At 30.5% G+C, this 15187-nt stretch carries 12 protein-coding genes; 8 read left to right on the forward strand and 4 right to left on the reverse strand.

The window, feature by feature from the left end; translation table 11 throughout:
- The first annotated feature begins 114 nt into the window (after positions 1–114).
- Positions 115–531, forward strand: coding sequence for a CBS domain-containing protein (locus H0I29_RS09510; RefSeq protein WP_025562381.1), 417 nt, complete (start codon positions 115–117; stop codon positions 529–531).
- 224 nt (positions 532–755) lie between these two features.
- On the forward strand, positions 756–1886 hold the full coding sequence (locus tag H0I29_RS09515) for a PepSY domain-containing protein (RefSeq protein WP_218752096.1): 1131 nt from the start codon (positions 756–758) through the stop codon (positions 1884–1886).
- A 48-nt stretch (positions 1887–1934) separates the two neighbouring features.
- Here H0I29_RS09515 and H0I29_RS09520 read toward each other — a convergent pair whose 3' ends face one another.
- From H0I29_RS09520 to H0I29_RS09530, 3 genes are all read right to left on the reverse strand, one after another.
- Positions 1935–3311 (reverse strand): exonuclease domain-containing protein, encoded by a 1377-nt coding sequence (locus tag H0I29_RS09520; RefSeq protein ID WP_218752097.1) that lies wholly within the window; start codon positions 3309–3311, stop codon positions 1935–1937.
- Positions 3312–3968, reverse strand: coding sequence for a ribulose-phosphate 3-epimerase (gene rpe, locus H0I29_RS09525; protein WP_218752098.1), 657 nt, complete (start codon positions 3966–3968; stop codon positions 3312–3314). It lies immediately after the preceding gene.
- Between the two features lie 1885 nt (positions 3969–5853).
- On the reverse strand, positions 5854–6717 hold the full coding sequence (locus H0I29_RS09530) for an RNA polymerase sigma factor RpoD/SigA (protein ID WP_015482077.1): 864 nt from the start codon (positions 6715–6717) through the stop codon (positions 5854–5856).
- A 201-nt stretch (positions 6718–6918) separates the two neighbouring features.
- On the opposite strand from H0I29_RS09530, the gene H0I29_RS09535 reads away from it, so the two are divergent.
- Together H0I29_RS09535 and H0I29_RS09540 are read left to right on the forward strand one after the other, a co-directional pair.
- A complete protein-coding gene (locus H0I29_RS09535; RefSeq protein WP_165732051.1) occupies positions 6919–7488 on the forward strand; it encodes an RNA polymerase sigma factor in 570 nt (189 codons plus the stop codon).
- Between the two features lie 193 nt (positions 7489–7681).
- Complete coding sequence (locus H0I29_RS09540; protein ID WP_218752099.1) at positions 7682–8515, forward strand: small-conductance mechanosensitive channel; 834 nt, start codon at positions 7682–7684, stop codon at positions 8513–8515.
- A gap of 175 nt (positions 8516–8690) precedes the next feature.
- Here the strand turns inward: H0I29_RS09540 and H0I29_RS09545 are convergent, their stop codons facing one another.
- Positions 8691–9305, reverse strand: a complete 615-nt coding sequence (locus H0I29_RS09545) for a deoxynucleoside kinase (protein ID WP_165732055.1) — start codon at positions 9303–9305, stop codon at positions 8691–8693.
- Positions 9306–9533: 228 nt separating this feature from the next.
- On the opposite strand from H0I29_RS09545, the gene H0I29_RS09550 reads away from it, so the two are divergent.
- The 4 genes from H0I29_RS09550 to H0I29_RS09565 all read left to right on the forward strand — a co-directional run bounded on the left by H0I29_RS09550 (position 9534) and on the right by H0I29_RS09565 (position 15170).
- On the forward strand, positions 9534–10385 hold the full coding sequence (locus H0I29_RS09550; protein WP_218732545.1) for a GLPGLI family protein: 852 nt from the start codon (positions 9534–9536) through the stop codon (positions 10383–10385).
- A gap of 36 nt (positions 10386–10421) precedes the next feature.
- Positions 10422–13154 (forward strand): carboxypeptidase-like regulatory domain-containing protein, encoded by a 2733-nt coding sequence (locus H0I29_RS09555; RefSeq protein ID WP_218752100.1) that lies wholly within the window; start codon positions 10422–10424, stop codon positions 13152–13154.
- Between the two features lie 101 nt (positions 13155–13255).
- A complete protein-coding gene (locus tag H0I29_RS09560) occupies positions 13256–14395 on the forward strand; it encodes an NAD(P)/FAD-dependent oxidoreductase (protein ID WP_218752102.1) in 1140 nt (379 codons plus the stop codon).
- A gap of 4 nt (positions 14396–14399) precedes the next feature.
- Positions 14400–15170, forward strand: coding sequence for a hypothetical protein (locus H0I29_RS09565; RefSeq protein ID WP_218752104.1), 771 nt, complete (start codon positions 14400–14402; stop codon positions 15168–15170).
- Positions 15171–15187: the final 17 nt, after the last annotated feature.

Here is a 15187-nt window from a genome sequence, read left to right on the forward strand (position 1 = left end):
TTAACTTTAGGTGAAATCTTTAAAGTTTTCTTATTTTTTTTCAAAACTGATAAAAATCATCTTTTAAACTTGGTTTTATTCAGAAATTTGTGGGTATAATTAAAAGATTAAATTATGAGAAGAGATGAGCCTATATCTACAATAATGGCAACAAATTTAGTTACCTTATGTGTTACTGATGATTTAGTTACTGCAGAAAAGTTATTTATAGAACACAAAATAAAACATATTCCGGTAGTTCGTGATAAAGAAATTATAGGGATGTTAAGTTATTATGATATTCAAACAGTAAGTTCTGCTGTTTTAAATGAAGACCAAACATCTGTAGATAGTTATATAAATAACAATTTTTCTATAGCACAAGTTATGGACAAAAGTATTACTGCAATTCCGCCATATACATCTATAAAGGATGCAGCAGAATTGTTAACAACAAAAGGATTTCATGCTTTACCAGTAGTTGAAGATTCTGAACTAGTAGGTATTGTAACTACTAGAGATTTAGTAAAATATTTGGTAGCAAAATTATAGTGGTTTTTTATATTGGTTAGTTAGTAAGAAAGAGGCTTTTATAAGGCCTCTTTTTTTGTTATAAAACTAATAAGTATGTGTTGTTTTTAAGGTTTTTTATAAAAAAAAGAGGTTATATTGTTAATTATTCATATTTAATCTAAATAAATTTTGAAGATGTTAGTTTGAGTTTTATATTTGCGTTTTTCTTAAAAAGAACTCATTTTGCTCCATAATTTTTACTGATGAAAAAAACAACTTCTTATTCTTTTAGAAAGCTAATAAACGATATTCATTTATGGTTGGGTTTGGCTAGTGGAATTATTTTATTTTTAGTGTGTTTAAGCGGAACAATTTTAACCTTTGAGCATGAGATAAAAGATTTTTTTGCTGATGATTTTATCGTTGAAAAAACAGAAAATAAAGAATTGGTAAGTACTTTGGTAACAAACTTAAAAGTTGCTGAAATGGGTTTTGTAACAGGAGTAACTATTGCAGCAGATGAAGAAGAACCGTATGTTTTTAACGTAAAAAAAGACTTAAAGGAGCGTCGTGGTTCTAAAGTGTTAGTTAATCCTTTTTCTAGTGAAATAAAAACGGTACAAAAAACAAGTGCAGATGCTTTTTTAATGTCGATGTTTAAATTACACAGATGGTTATTATTAGATATAAAAATAGGAAGGCCAATTGTGGGAATTGCTACCATTATCTTTTTAATAATCTCTATTTCTGGTATTTATTTATGGTTTCCTAAAAAGCTAAAATGGCGAAATATAAAACAAGGTTTTAAGATTAAAACTAAAGCAAATTGGAAACGCATCAATCACGATTTGCATAATACATTGGGTTTTTACGCATGTGTTTTTCTTATAATTATGGGAATTACAGGTTTGTGTTGGTCTTTTGAAGGTTATAAAGACGGTTTAGGAGATTTAATAGGAGCTAAAATTTTTAACCGTTCTAGCCCAAAATTTGATTTGGAAAAGAACCCCGGAAATAAAGTGATTTCAGTTGATGAAGCAATTTTAATAGCTAATAGAACTCTTGATTATAAAGGAGAGTTATCTGTAACTTTTCCTAGTAAAAAGAGTAACTACTATAGCTTTAGAAAAACCAATGAAGCTAATTTTTCTCCAGTAACATCAGATAGATTGTATGTTGCGTCTTCAGGAGAAGTTTTAGCAGTAGATTATTTTAAAGACAAACCTTTAAACGTACAATTTGCATCCTTAATAAAACCGATTCATACCGGAGATATTTATGGGTTGTTTTCTAAAATAATTTATTTTTTAGTGTGTTTAATTGCCACAAGTTTACCCGTTACGGGAACTATTATTTGGATCAATAAATTAAAGAAAACTAAAAAGGTTAAGTAATAACTTGTCTTTTAAAATTGAAAGAAATACTGTTAATATGAATGGAACCTATAAAGTAGCTTCATTATTATTAGTGTTTTGTTTTTTTAAATAAGCAGCAATAATACGCTGAATATCTCTATTATCTTTTTTAGGTTCTACAAAAAACTGGTAATCTTCTGGGTTTTCTAATTGTTCAGTCTGATGGATATCTACATAACCAAAACCTTTGTAAATTCCGTCTAAAATTAAAGCAAAACCTACTTCGTTTTCCGTTCTACCTGTTTCTTTTATCACTAAGTTTTCTGCGCCAATACCTACCGATTTAATTGCTTCTTTTACACGTTTATTATAATCTTCTACCGATTCTTTGTCACAACAAACACCTTTACATTCTTTTAGTTGATAATGAAAACAACTGGCAACATTGGTTTGTAAGTGACAATATTTAGGGCACAATTCAAATTCTTTGCAAAGTGTTTCTAAATGATTTCTACATTCTGCAACAGTATAATATTTCATTATAGGGTTTGGAGCCAATTTTAACCGATTATAGGCTAAATGGATGATTCCTTTTTGGTCTTCATAAGAAAATAAACCAATAGCTTCACCAGCTCTTCTTTGTGCTCTGTTAAATTTTGGGTATCGGTGTTTTATTTCTGCAGATTCATGCAACAGTGCTAATAATTCACTTCCTGTTTTTGTAAAAGAAATGTCGGCAGTTTCCATACACATGGTTTGCTCTTTTTTCTTTTTATCATAAAAATGACTGATCACACGTTGCTTTATATTATTTGCTTTGCCAACATAAATAATTTCTTTCTCTATGTTTTTAAAGTAATAAACGCCAAAAGTTTCGGGTAAATTATCGACAACTTTTTTGTCTAAAAGCGGAGGTAAGGTTGCTTGTCTAGATTTTGGATTTAAAAAAGAATTGATAGTAAAATTATCGTCTCTTTCTATCAATCTTCTAAACAATTCGGTAGTAGCTTTCGCATCTCCTTTTGCGCGGTGTCTGCCAATTATAGGAATGTTTTCATGAGTACAAATATTCCCTAAACTGTAAGAACTTAAACCAGGCATTATTTTTCTAGTTAACCGAACGGTACAGAGTTTTTTTCGTTTAAAATCAAAGCCTAAATTTTTAAATTCCTCCTGAATAATATTATAATCGAAGTTGACATTATGAGCCACAAAAATAGTGTCTTGCGTAATTTCTGTAACTTTTTTTGCAATTTCGTAAAACTTAGGTGCATTTCTAACCATAGCATTTGTAATACCTGTTAGATTGGTAATAAATGCGGGAATATTTTGCTCTGGGTTTACCAAAGAAGTAAACTCGTCTATGACTTTTTTACCGTCAAAAACAAAAATGGATATTTCAGTTATTTTAGAACCTTTGTATCCATTTCCTGTTGTTTCTATGTCAACGACTGTGTATAACAATTATTCGATTGTCTTTTTTAAGTCGGCAATAGTTTGTGTTGGATTTTCAGATCCAAAAACAAAACTACCAGCTACTAAAATATTTGCTCCAGCTTCTATTAATGCATTTGCGTTATAAGAAGTAACGCCTCCGTCTATTTCTATTTGACATTCAGATTCTGTAAAATCGATTAAGTGTTTTAATTGACTTACTTTTTTATACGTATTTTCTATAAATGATTGTCCGCCAAATCCAGGATTTACACTCATTATACAAACTACATCTAAATCTTCTATAATGTCTTCTAAAACAGCAATTGGTGTGTGCGGATTTAAAGCAACTCCGGCTTTCATTCCTGCAGCTTTTATAGCTTGTACTGTTCTGTGTAAATGTGTACAAGCTTCGTAATGTACAGTTAAAATGTCTGCGCCTAAATCTGCAAATGTTTGTATGTACTGATCTGGATTTACAATCATTAAATGTACATCTATTGTTTTGGTAGCGTGTTTTGCAATTGCTTTTAAAACTGGCATTCCAAAAGAAATGTTTGGTACAAAAACTCCGTCCATAATATCAATATGAAACCAATCTGCTTCACTATTGTTTACCATTTCTACGTCTCTTTGTAAGTTAGCAAAATCTGCTGCTAAAATTGAAGGTGCAATTAAATTACTCATTGTTTTGTTGTTGTGTTGTGATTTTATTTTGCAAAGGTACTTAATTGATTAGTTGATGAAAGAATAAGAAAGTAATTTTTTAATAGGTGATTTGCAGGTGTTAGTTAGAGGGCTGCATAATCTGTATGTTTGTTTTATCTCTTTTTCTTTTCCATTGATGAATACTGAATGAAGTTCAGTACAATCTTCAACAAAAATCTAGATTGATTTTAATTTTATAGTATTCTACTTTGTATTCATCTATCGCATCCAGACCACTGCGTTCTTTGGATGCTTGCCGTTCCTTACAATTTGAATTTCTAGAAAAAAAATAAAAGTAGGTCGATAACATGAAGTTATATGTTGATGATTTGTAGGTGTTAATCGGAGTAATAAAATATCCGCTAGCGCGAGCGTCTCGCTCGTGCCAAAACCACCGATCATATTATTTTATCTTTTACAACTAATTTAAACGGTACGAGCGAGGCGCTCTCACCTGCATTGCAAATACTATGCTTTCTATGTGTCTATGTGGTTAATTTTTTAAGTTCGGTAGAAGTTCCCGAAAATGTAAAATGTCTAATTAAAGTGTTTATCCGCTAGGGCGAGCGTGTCGCTAGTGCACTGCCACCAATTGTTGCCTTTTATAACTGATTTATGAGGTACGAGCGAGACGCTCGCACCAGCATTGGGTAATCTTTGGATGCTTGCCGTTTCTTGTAATTTGAACTTCTACAATAAAAAATAAAAGTAGGTAAGTAGTATGAAGTTATATGTTTTTTTAATAGATGATTTGTAGGTGTTAATCGGAGTAATAAAATATCCGCTAGCGCGAGCGTCTCGCTCGTGCCAAAACCACCGATCATATTATTTTATCTTTTACAACTAATTTAAACGGTACGAGTGAGAGGCTCTTACCTGCATTGCAAATACTATGCTTTCTATGTGTCTATGTGGTTAATTTTTTAAGTTCGGTAGAAGTTCCCGAAAATGTAAAATGTCTAATTAAAGTGTTTATCCGCTAGGGAGAGCGTGCCGCTAGTGCACTGCCACCAATTGTTGCCTTTTATAACTGATTTATGAGGTACGAGCGAGACGCTCTCACCAGCATTGGGCCTCTAGACCACTACGTTCTTTGGATGCTTGCCGTTCCTTACAATTTGTAATTTCTAGAAAAAAAATAAAAGTAGGTCGATAACATGAAGTTATATATTTTTTTAATAGATGATTTGTAGGTGTTAATTGGAGTAATAAAATATCCGCTAGCGCGAGCGTCTCGCTCGTGCCAAAACCACCGATCATATTATTTTATCTTTTACAACTAATTTAAACGGTACGAGTGAGACGCTCTCACCTGCATTGCAAATACTATGCTTTCTATGTGTCTATGTGGTTAATTTTTTAAGTTTGGTAGAAGTTCCCGAAAATGTAAAATGTCTAATTAAAGTGTTTGTCCGCTAGGGCGAGCGTGTCGCTAGTGCACTGACACCAATTGTTGCCTTTTATAACTGATTTATGAGGTACGAGCGAGACGCTCGCACCAGCATTGGGTAATCTTTGGATGCTTGCGGTTTCTTGCAATTTGAATTTCTACAAAAAAAATAAAAGTAGGTCATTAGTATGAAGTTAGATGTTTATTTATGATAATAGTTTAAACAAGTTTAACCCCGATTGAAGTGGCATCCTTTTTTCTGTCAGTTCGAGTGAATTTTGAAGTATGAAAAATTTGTATGGAGAACAGAAGAAAAAAGATATAACGGAAAGTGGGAAATAGCTTCAAAAAAAATATAGCTTTATGTGATTCCTCCTTCTTCGAAAAGACAAGGTTGTGTCTTGCAGTGAGGTGTGTAAAAAAAAACTCTCGAAAATAAATTCGAGAGTTTTTAAGTTTTATAAAGATTAATGATTAACCTAAGTAAGTCATTAAAATTTTAGATCTAGAAGTGTGTTTTAATCTTCTAATTGCTTTTTCTTTAATTTGACGAACACGCTCACGAGTTAAATCGAAAGTTTCACCAATTTCTTCTAAAGTCATTGGTTGGTGCTCACCTAAACCGAAGTATAATTTTACAACATCTGCCTCACGTGGAGTTAATGTTTCTAAGGCTCTGTTAATTTCTATTCTTAAAGATTCGTGTAATAAAACTCTATCTGGGTTTGGAGACTCACCAGAGTTTAAAACGTCGTATAAGTTAGAATCTTCACCTTCAATTAATGGTGCATCCATAGATACGTGACGTCCAGAATTTTTCATAGATTCTTTTACGTCATTCACCGTCATGTCTAGTTTCTTAGCAATTTCTTCCGGACTTGGAGGTCTTTCATTTTCTTGCTCTAAGAAAGCATACATTTTGTTAATTTTATTGATAGAACCAATTTTATTTAACGGTAAACGTACAATTCTAGATTGCTCTGCTAATGCTTGTAAGATAGATTGACGAATCCACCAAACGGCATACGATATAAATTTAAAACCACGCGTTTCATCGAAACGTTTAGCAGCTTTAATTAAACCTAAGTTTCCTTCGTTAATTAAATCGGGTAAAGTTAATCCTTGATTTTGATATTGTTTTGCAACAGATACCACAAATCTTAAATTGGCTTTCGTTAATTTCTCTAAAGCTCTTTGGTCTCCTGCCTTAATAAGCTGTGCCAATTCTACTTCTTCATCTGCAGTAATTAAGTCTACTTTTCCTATTTCTTGTAAATATTTATCTAACGATGCGGTTTCTCTATTAGTAACCTGCTTGGTAATTTTAAGTTGTCTCATCTAATTCTCTATGACTTTTTAAAGGATTAATGTATTGCTACAATCTATTATACGTTGGTATTTAAGAAAATGTTACAAAAAGTTTCATTATTTTTTTTAAAGTATGTTTTTTACCATTCAACGACATAAAATTACCTGTTAACTTTTTTTTTTATTTAATAGTGACTTCTTTGATTTCTTTGTGTCAAAATAATAACTGAATTGAAAACAATAGACGTTAAAGCTTTAAGCGACGAGGAATTAATCTTTAAAATAGTAGCAACAAACAACACGCAATTGTTTGCTGTTTTGTATGATCGATTTTCTAAAGTTGTTTATAACAAATGTTATGGTTTTTCTAAAAATAAGGAAGAAGCAGAAGATTTAACACATGATGTTTTTATCAGGTTATTTGTAAAATTAAAAACCTTTAAAGGTAACTCTAAGTTTTCTACTTGGTTATATTCTTTTACGTATAATTTCTGTGTAAATTATGTACAAAGGAATGATTTTAAGAAGAAAGAAAAAGTTACGGTTGTTACAGATAATATACAAGACGATGATCTTTCGCAAGAAATTGATGATTTAACTTTATTTGAGTTAAAATCAGAAAAATTAGCAAAAGCATTGTCTTTAATTGATCCAACAGAAAAGATGATTCTTTTAATGAAATATCAAGATGATATGTCAATTAAAGAAATTAAAGATTTTTTAAACATTGGTGAAAGCGCTGTTAAGATGAGAATTAAAAGAGCGAAACAAAAAGTTGTAAGAACGTATGAAGAGTTATAGTTATGAGCAATCCTTTTAAGAAAATTATACACCACCATAGTGTGCCTAAGGTTCTCAAAGAAAAAGTACTAAGCGATATTGGGATGATTAAATTTACTTTAGATATTGCTGATTTATTTTTAGTGAAATATCCAAATACAATTGGCGATTTTTTGAGTAATGATAGTAAGGCTAATCGAAAAAATTGAAAATAATGACCAACAAAATACTAGCAATAAATGCTAATATAGATTTTAGTTTTCTACAAAAACTTTGGGATAACTTTACGGACTTTTTGCCGCAGTTATTAAAAGGAATTATGTTTTTAATAATTGGATGGCTTTTAATAAAGTTATTGCTTTACATTATAAAAAAAGCATTGGGTTTTACCAAATTAGATAGCTTACCAGAAAAACTTCATGTAGATGAAATTTTTGGAGAATCATCTTTAAAAATTCAACCAACTAAAATAATTATTACAGCTATTAAATGGGTTTTAATTTTAGTTTTTATAATTGTTGGAGCAGAGCTTTTAGGCTTAAGAATGGTTTCTAAACAATTAAGTAATTTAATTGGGTATTTACCGAGGTTAATTAGCGCCTTAGTTATTTTTGCAATAGGTATTTATATTGCAAACATACTAAAGAAAACGTTGTTTGCGATGTTTAAGTCTTTAGAATTAACTGGAGGTAATTTAGTAGGTAATATTGCTTTTTATTTATTAGCAATAATAGTTACTGTTACTGCGTTAAACCAAGCGGGAGTTAATACAGATTTAATAACAAGTAACTTATCTATAATTCTCGGAGCAATTTTAGCTTCCTTTACCATTGCTTTTGGATTAGGTTCTAGAGATGTAATAAAAAGATTGTTATTTGGTTATTATACCAGAAAAAACATACAAGAAGGAGATAAAATAAGTGTTAATGGCATAGAAGGTGTTGTTGGTATGATAGATAATATTTGTGTGGTGTTAATTACTGAAAAAGGAAAAGTAATTATTCCAATAAAAGAAATAGTAGATAATCAAATAGAAATATTTAATTGATTACTTTTAAATAATTGGTAGGATGTTGGGGGACAAACTACCAAATTTGTGAAATATCACAAAAAGAAAGAGACCGTTTTCACGGTCTCTTTTACTTTTATAAAAATCTCACAAGACTTTGCCTTGTAGGTTCTCGAATTGTAATTTCGGTAAAAAGGAAATTTAATATCTTGTTCTAAAAAAGCCCATTTATTTGAGCGTCTATTCTGTCTATTATATAGCCTAAGTCTTCTTGGTTGTCTACAAAATCTAAGTTATCTACATCAATTATTAGTAATTTCCCTTTTGTATAGGTAGATATCCAAGCTTCATAACGCTCGTTTAACCTACTTAAATAATCGATACTAATAGTGTTTTCATAATCTCTACCACGTTTATGAATTTGTCCTACTAAAGTAGAAATGTCTGCACGTAAATAAATTAATAAATCTGGAGGTGTAACCAAATTTTCCATCAACTCAAACAAAGAACTATAATTATTATAGTCTCTATTAGTCATTAGACCCATTGCATGTAAATTAGGTGCAAAAATATGTGCGTCTTCATAAATAGTTCTATCCTGAATGATATTTTCACCAGATTCTCTTAATTCTAAAATCTGACGAAAACGACTATTTAAAAAATAAACTTGTAAATTAAAAGACCAACGCTCCATTTCTGTATAAAAATCGTCTAAATACGGATTTTCATCAACAGACTCAAAATGAGGTTTCCATTTGTAATGTTTGGCTAATAATTTGGTTAGCGTGGTTTTACCTGCGCCTATATTTCCTGCAATTGCAACGTGCATAAATTAAATTCTAATAAGATTAAACAGAGTCGCAAAAATAGGTAAAATAATAAACAGAAAAGGCGAACAGGTTAATTTATAACTAAAATTTATAGTGCTTATCATTTAAAAAATCATCAAACTTTAAGAAATAAAGCTATTTTAAATTTTTCAATTAAACTTTCAGGTTTCTTTTGAGTCTTAATAAATGTAATTCTATTTATTTTATAGATCATTAAACTCAAACACATGAAATCATTATTTACATTCATTTTTACACTTGTATCAATTATTACTTTTGGGCAACAAGATTTTCAAGGGAAAGCTACCTATATGTCTAAAACTTCGGTAGACTTAGACAATTTTGCTCGTGGTGGAGAACAGCTTTCTGAAGCAAGAAAAAAACAGATTCAAGAAAGAATGAAATCTCAATTAGAAAAAACATTTATTTTAAACTTTGATAAAAGTTCATCTCTATATAAAGAAGATGAAAAATTGGCAGCACCAACAACAGGTGGAAGTGGAAGAGGACCAAGATTTGGAGGTTTTTCTAGTGGGGGAACTAAATATAAAAATACCAAAGATAAAGTGTCATTAGAAGCTACAGAATTTTTTGGAAAAAAGTTTTTAGTTTCTGATGAAATGGAGCAACCTCAATGGGAATTAGGGGCAGAAACCAAGCAGATTGGTAATTATCTTTGTTATAAAGCAACATTACTTAAAGATGCAAATCCTTTAGATTTTTCTAATTTTAGAAGACCAAGAGGAGGAGAGGAAACAGAAAAAAAAGAAGAAGCAAAAGAAGTAAAACAAGTATTGGTAACTGCATGGTATACGCCACAAGTGCCAGTTAGTAATGGTCCTGGAGAATACTGGGGTTTACCTGGTTTGATCTTAGAAATAAATGAAGGAACAACTACTATTTTATGTACAGAGATTGTTTTGAATCCTTCAGAAAAAGAAGCTATTGAAGCACCATCAAAAGGAAAAAAAATAACTAGAGAAAAATACACAGAAACTGTAACTAAAAAGATGGAAGAATTAAGACAAAACTTTCAAAATAGAGGTAGAGGTGGTAATCGTGGGGGCGGACGTTCTTAAAAAAAAACTAAAATAATTAGAACTCAATTTTAAGTAATGAAAAAAATAATATTCTTAGCCATTTTTATGGTTACACTTTTTACAAACGCCCAAGTAAAACTAACAGGTGTTGTTAAAGATAGTATTGGTGAGCCTCTAGAGATGGCAAATGTTTTGGCTATAGATAAGGTAACTAATAAAATAGCATCTTACGGTTTTACAGATGAAAAAGGTTTCTATAAATTAAACGTAGAAAAAAATACTACTGTTTTATTAAAGATAAGTTATGTAGGTATGAAGTCTGCAGACTTTACAATAGAAACAAAGTCCGATGCTATTGTTACCAATGTAATGTTGGCTTTTGACAATGCTTTAGATGGAATAAATATTGTTTCTAAAATGCCTGTTACGGTAAAAGGAGATACGATTGTTTACAATGCAGATTCTTTTCAAAATGGTACCGAAAGAAAACTAGAAGATGTACTGAAAAAATTACCTGGTGTAGAAATTAATGATAATGGAGAAATTGAAGTAGAAGGGAAAACGGTAGAAAAAATAATGATTGATGGTAAGGATTTCTTTGATGGAGATACAAAGCTAGCTACCAAAAATATTCCTTCTAATGCCTTAGATAAAATAGAGGTTTTAAGAAATTACGCAGATGTAAGTCAGCTTAGTGGGGTACAAAATAATGAAGATAGAGTTGCTATAAACATTAAACTTAAAGAAGGAAAAAAGAATTTCTGGTTTGGAGATATAACTGCAGGAGCAGGAAATGCACCAGATGAAACTTTGTATTTATTACAACCAAAATTATTTTATTACTCGCCAAAATATACTATTAATGTTATTGGTGATGTTAATAATATGGGAGAAGTTGTTTTAGATAGAGGAGATATTAGAAGTTTTAGTGGTGGTTTTAGGAGCCAAAGTCCATCTAACGGAACAAATTTAAGTTTAGCAAGTGCTGGTATTGGTTTTCTAACTGCAAATGCTAGAAATGCGAATAGAATTGAAACAAAATTAACGGCTATGAATTTTAGTTATTCTCCAACTACAAAACTAGATTTAAGCGGATTCTTAATATTTTCTAGTAATAGCAACGGACAACAAAATAATGTAGATACAGATTATATAGATGCTGAGACTCCAGATGAATATACTGAGAGCAGAACAGATCAAACAAGTAATACAGGGTTGATTAAATTGAGCGCTGGGTATAAGCAAAATGCAAGAAAGCAATTTAATTATGATTTAATTGGTCGTTTTACAAACGAATTTAGAAAAGATGATGTTGAGTCTAATGTTTTAGGTGATATTACAGAAGATGAAAAAGCAACACCTTATACAATTAACCAGAACTTTAGTTATTTTTACACAGCAAACGAAAAAAATATCTTTGCATTAGAAGCAAAGCATTTACTACAAGATGAAGATCCTTTTTATGTGGCTTCTTTAGATAAAGATAACTTTGTTGATGAAGCAGATAAGTTAGGTTTAAATGAAGAAACAGGTTCAAGTAATTTAATGTATACTTTAGAACAAGACAGACGTGTAAAATCGAATCAATTAGATGTAAAGTTAGATTACTATAATATTTTAAATGATAAGAGTAATTTAAACTTTGTAGTTGGTACCATACAAAGTAAGCAAAATTTTGATTCTAAGTTTTTTCAAATTTTAGATGATGGAAGCGAGTTTACTCCAACAGGAACTATTCCGGAAGATGATGCTAGATCATTTACAAATGATACAGAATATGGTTTTTCTGATATTTATGCAGGGTTAAGATATCGTTTAAAAGCAGGTATTTTTACCTTTACTCCGGGTTTTACAGTACACGCTTATAATGTTAAAAATACACAATACGAAACAGATATTTTTGAAGATCAATTTCAAAAATTCTTTCCAGAATTGTCAATAATAGCACAGTTTAAACAAAGTGAGTCTTTGCAATTTTCTTATAAACAAGAAGTTAATTTTACAGATGTTAATCAACTTGCAAGAGGTATTGTTGCCAATAGCTATAATTCTTTTTATTATGGTAATCACGAGTTAGACAATGCACATTTACATAATGTGAACTTAAATTATTCTAGCTTTAATTTATTTAATTACACAAACGTATTTGCTAGGCTTAATTATAAGAAAACAATAGATCAAATTAACTCAAATACAATTTTTGAACCAGGTTCTGTTGTTTCAAGGAGTACATCATTAAATTCACCTTTCGATAATGAGAGCTTTACGGGGTCTGCAAGATTAGGTAAAACTTTTAACAAGATTAAAACATCTTTAGGAGCTAATTATGGTTACAGTAAAACATTTCAGTCTTTAAATGATGAGTTTAATACTAATAAACTATTTTCTCAAAGCTATTCTGCAAGTGTAAGTACCAATTTTAACAAGGCTCCAAATGTATCGTTAGGGTATAGATTAAGTTTGTCTGACCAAGATAACAGTTCTAGAGATGCAATTATAAAAGGAGTTACTAATGCACCTTCTATTAGTTTTGACGCTTATGTTTGGAAATCGTTAACGATTCGTTCAGATTTTTCTTATAATGAAGTAAAACAAGATGGAGTGGTTGCAAATACTTTTCAGAGTTTGGATGCTTCTTTTTCCTACAGAAAAGATAAAGATGCAAAATGGGAGTATGAGTTAGTAGGAAGCAATCTTTTAGCTTCTGGTTCTAGAGCTTCTGTAAATACAAGTAATATCGCTTTTACAATAAATGAAACCTTTGTTTTACCAAGATTTATTAGTCTTAGAGTAAAATATCAATTGTAATTTAAGTAGAATTTTAAATAAAAAAGGCTCAATTTATTGAGTCTTTTTTTATGTTATAAATTTTAAATAAGAAACAATATATTTGTAAAAAATAACATTCTATGATTTTTGACGTAGCTATAATAGGTTCGGGGCCAGCAGGGGCTTCTGCAGCTTTTAAATTAGCAGAAAAAGGAATATCAACCGTTATAATAGAAAAAGAAACTTTACCAAGGTATAAAACTTGTGGAGGTGCTTTTGGTTTGGCCGGAAGAAAAATAATGCCTTTTGATATTACTGAAGTTGTAGAAAAAGAATGTTTTCATATTGATGTCTTTTTTGATAAAATTGATAAAAAGTTTTCTATTCAAAAAGATGAGCCCATCATTACTATGGTGATGCGTGCAGATTTCGATAATTTTATTGTTAAAAAAGCACAAGAATTAGGTGTTACTTTACTTGAAGATCATAAACTTACAGATATTACTTTTAAGGAAGATATCACTTTACATACTTCTAAAGGAGAGATAAAAACCAAGTTTGTAATTGCTGCTGATGGAGCGTTAGGTAAGACTGCTAAATTTGCAGGATGGGAAGAAACACGTTTATTAATACCTGCATTAGAATATGAGGTTGAGGTAAATGATGAAGATTTTAAAAGATTATCAAAAACCGTTCGTTTAGATTTTGATGCCATTCCTATGGGATATGGTTGGTGTTTTCCAAAGAAAAATCACTTATCTATTGGTGTTGGAGCTTTACGAAAAGTAAAAGTAGATTTTAAACAGTGTTACAGAGATTATTTAGAGAATACATTAAAAGTTACGGAAATCATTAGTGAGGAAATGCATGGTTTTCAAGTACCAGTTTCTTTAAGAAAAGATGGTTTTGTAAGAAAGAATGTTTTTTTGGTAGGTGATGCTGCAGGTTTTGCAGATCCGTTATCTGCTGAAGGAATTACAAATGCTATTCTTTCAGGTAATATGGCTGCAGAATCAATTATTGAAAGTAAATTGAATGGCGAATTAGCAGAAAAATTATACAACGAAAAGTTAGAAGAACACCTTTTACCTGCACTAAGATCTGCTTTTAAATTGTCTAAGTTGTTTTATGAAAACGAAACAATGAGAAATCTTTTGATTAAAAAATATGGAGAAAGAATCTGTGAAAAGATGATTCAGATTATGATGGGAGAAAGTACCTACCCAACAGATATTATGAAAACGATAAAAAGAAAACTCAAAAAAGCTATTTTTTCATAACGGTATGAGCGTATCAACAAGTAAAACCTTTTTTCCTGCCTTTATAAAAACATTAGGCATCCTTTTTTTCTACATACTTATTGGTCTTTTTATAGACAGTGTTTATGTAACCGAAAATTACGGAGAGTCTCAATGGATTGCAAACATAGTTATGGTAATTGTTTTTACAGTAACCTGTTTTAAAGTTTCATCAAGAATTAGAGAGCAGCTGTTTTATGCTGTTTTATTAGGCTTTTTTGGAGAATATTTGTTTTCTGTAGCAATGGGTATGTATACGTATAGATTAGAAAATGTACCTCATTACATCCCTATGGGACATGCCTTAGTATATGCAGGGGTTTTGTTTTTTTTGAAAACAGCTTTTACTAAAAATAATCATCAAAAATTAGAGAAAATACTAGCAGTCATCATTATACTATATGCTACCTTATTTCTTATTTTTAGGAACGATGTTTTTGGTTTTGTAATGACTGCAGGAACGCTTTTGATTTTGATAAAGAAACCCCGAGAAAGGCTTTTTTATCTGACCATGTATTTAGCCGTTGCTTTTTTAGAAATAGTGGGTACAACATACGAATGTTGGTGGTGGCCAACTACGGCTTGGGGAATCTTTGATTTTTTACCAAGTCATAATCCACCAACAGGAATTAGTTTTTTTTACTTTTTACTAGATTTAGGAACTTTATGGTTTTATAAAAAACGACATAAAGCTGCTTGGTTAAGAATGAAGAATATTAGAAAAATTAGATTAAACCTTTCTAAAGCCACAAACTAAAAGTATTTTTATATCGT

This window comes from Polaribacter sp. R2A056_3_33 (genome assembly GCF_019278485.1).
GTDB lineage: Bacteria > Bacteroidota > Bacteroidia > Flavobacteriales > Flavobacteriaceae > Polaribacter.

Bases quoted from the DNA above. Each gene is read 5' to 3' on its own strand.
- H0I29_RS09510 (WP_025562381.1), top strand. From the start codon at position 115: ATGAGAAGAGATGAGCCTATATCTACAATAATGGCAACAAATTTAGTT.
- H0I29_RS09515 (WP_218752096.1), top strand. From the start codon at position 756: ATGAAAAAAACAACTTCTTATTCTTTTAGAAAGCTAATAAACGATATT.
- rpe (WP_218752098.1), bottom strand. From the start codon at position 3,968: ATGAGTAATTTAATTGCACCTTCAATTTTAGCAGCAGATTTTGCTAAC.
- H0I29_RS09530 (WP_015482077.1), bottom strand. From the start codon at position 6,717: ATGAGACAACTTAAAATTACCAAGCAGGTTACTAATAGAGAAACCGCA.
- H0I29_RS09540 (WP_218752099.1), top strand. From the start codon at position 7,682: ATGACCAACAAAATACTAGCAATAAATGCTAATATAGATTTTAGTTTT.
- H0I29_RS09545 (WP_165732055.1), bottom strand. From the start codon at position 9,305: ATGCACGTTGCAATTGCAGGAAATATAGGCGCAGGTAAAACCACGCTA.
- H0I29_RS09550 (WP_218732545.1), top strand. From the start codon at position 9,534: ATGAAATCATTATTTACATTCATTTTTACACTTGTATCAATTATTACT.
- H0I29_RS09555 (WP_218752100.1), top strand. From the start codon at position 10,422: ATGAAAAAAATAATATTCTTAGCCATTTTTATGGTTACACTTTTTACA.
- H0I29_RS09560 (WP_218752102.1), top strand. From the start codon at position 13,256: ATGATTTTTGACGTAGCTATAATAGGTTCGGGGCCAGCAGGGGCTTCT.
- H0I29_RS09565 (WP_218752104.1), top strand. From the start codon at position 14,400: ATGAGCGTATCAACAAGTAAAACCTTTTTTCCTGCCTTTATAAAAACA.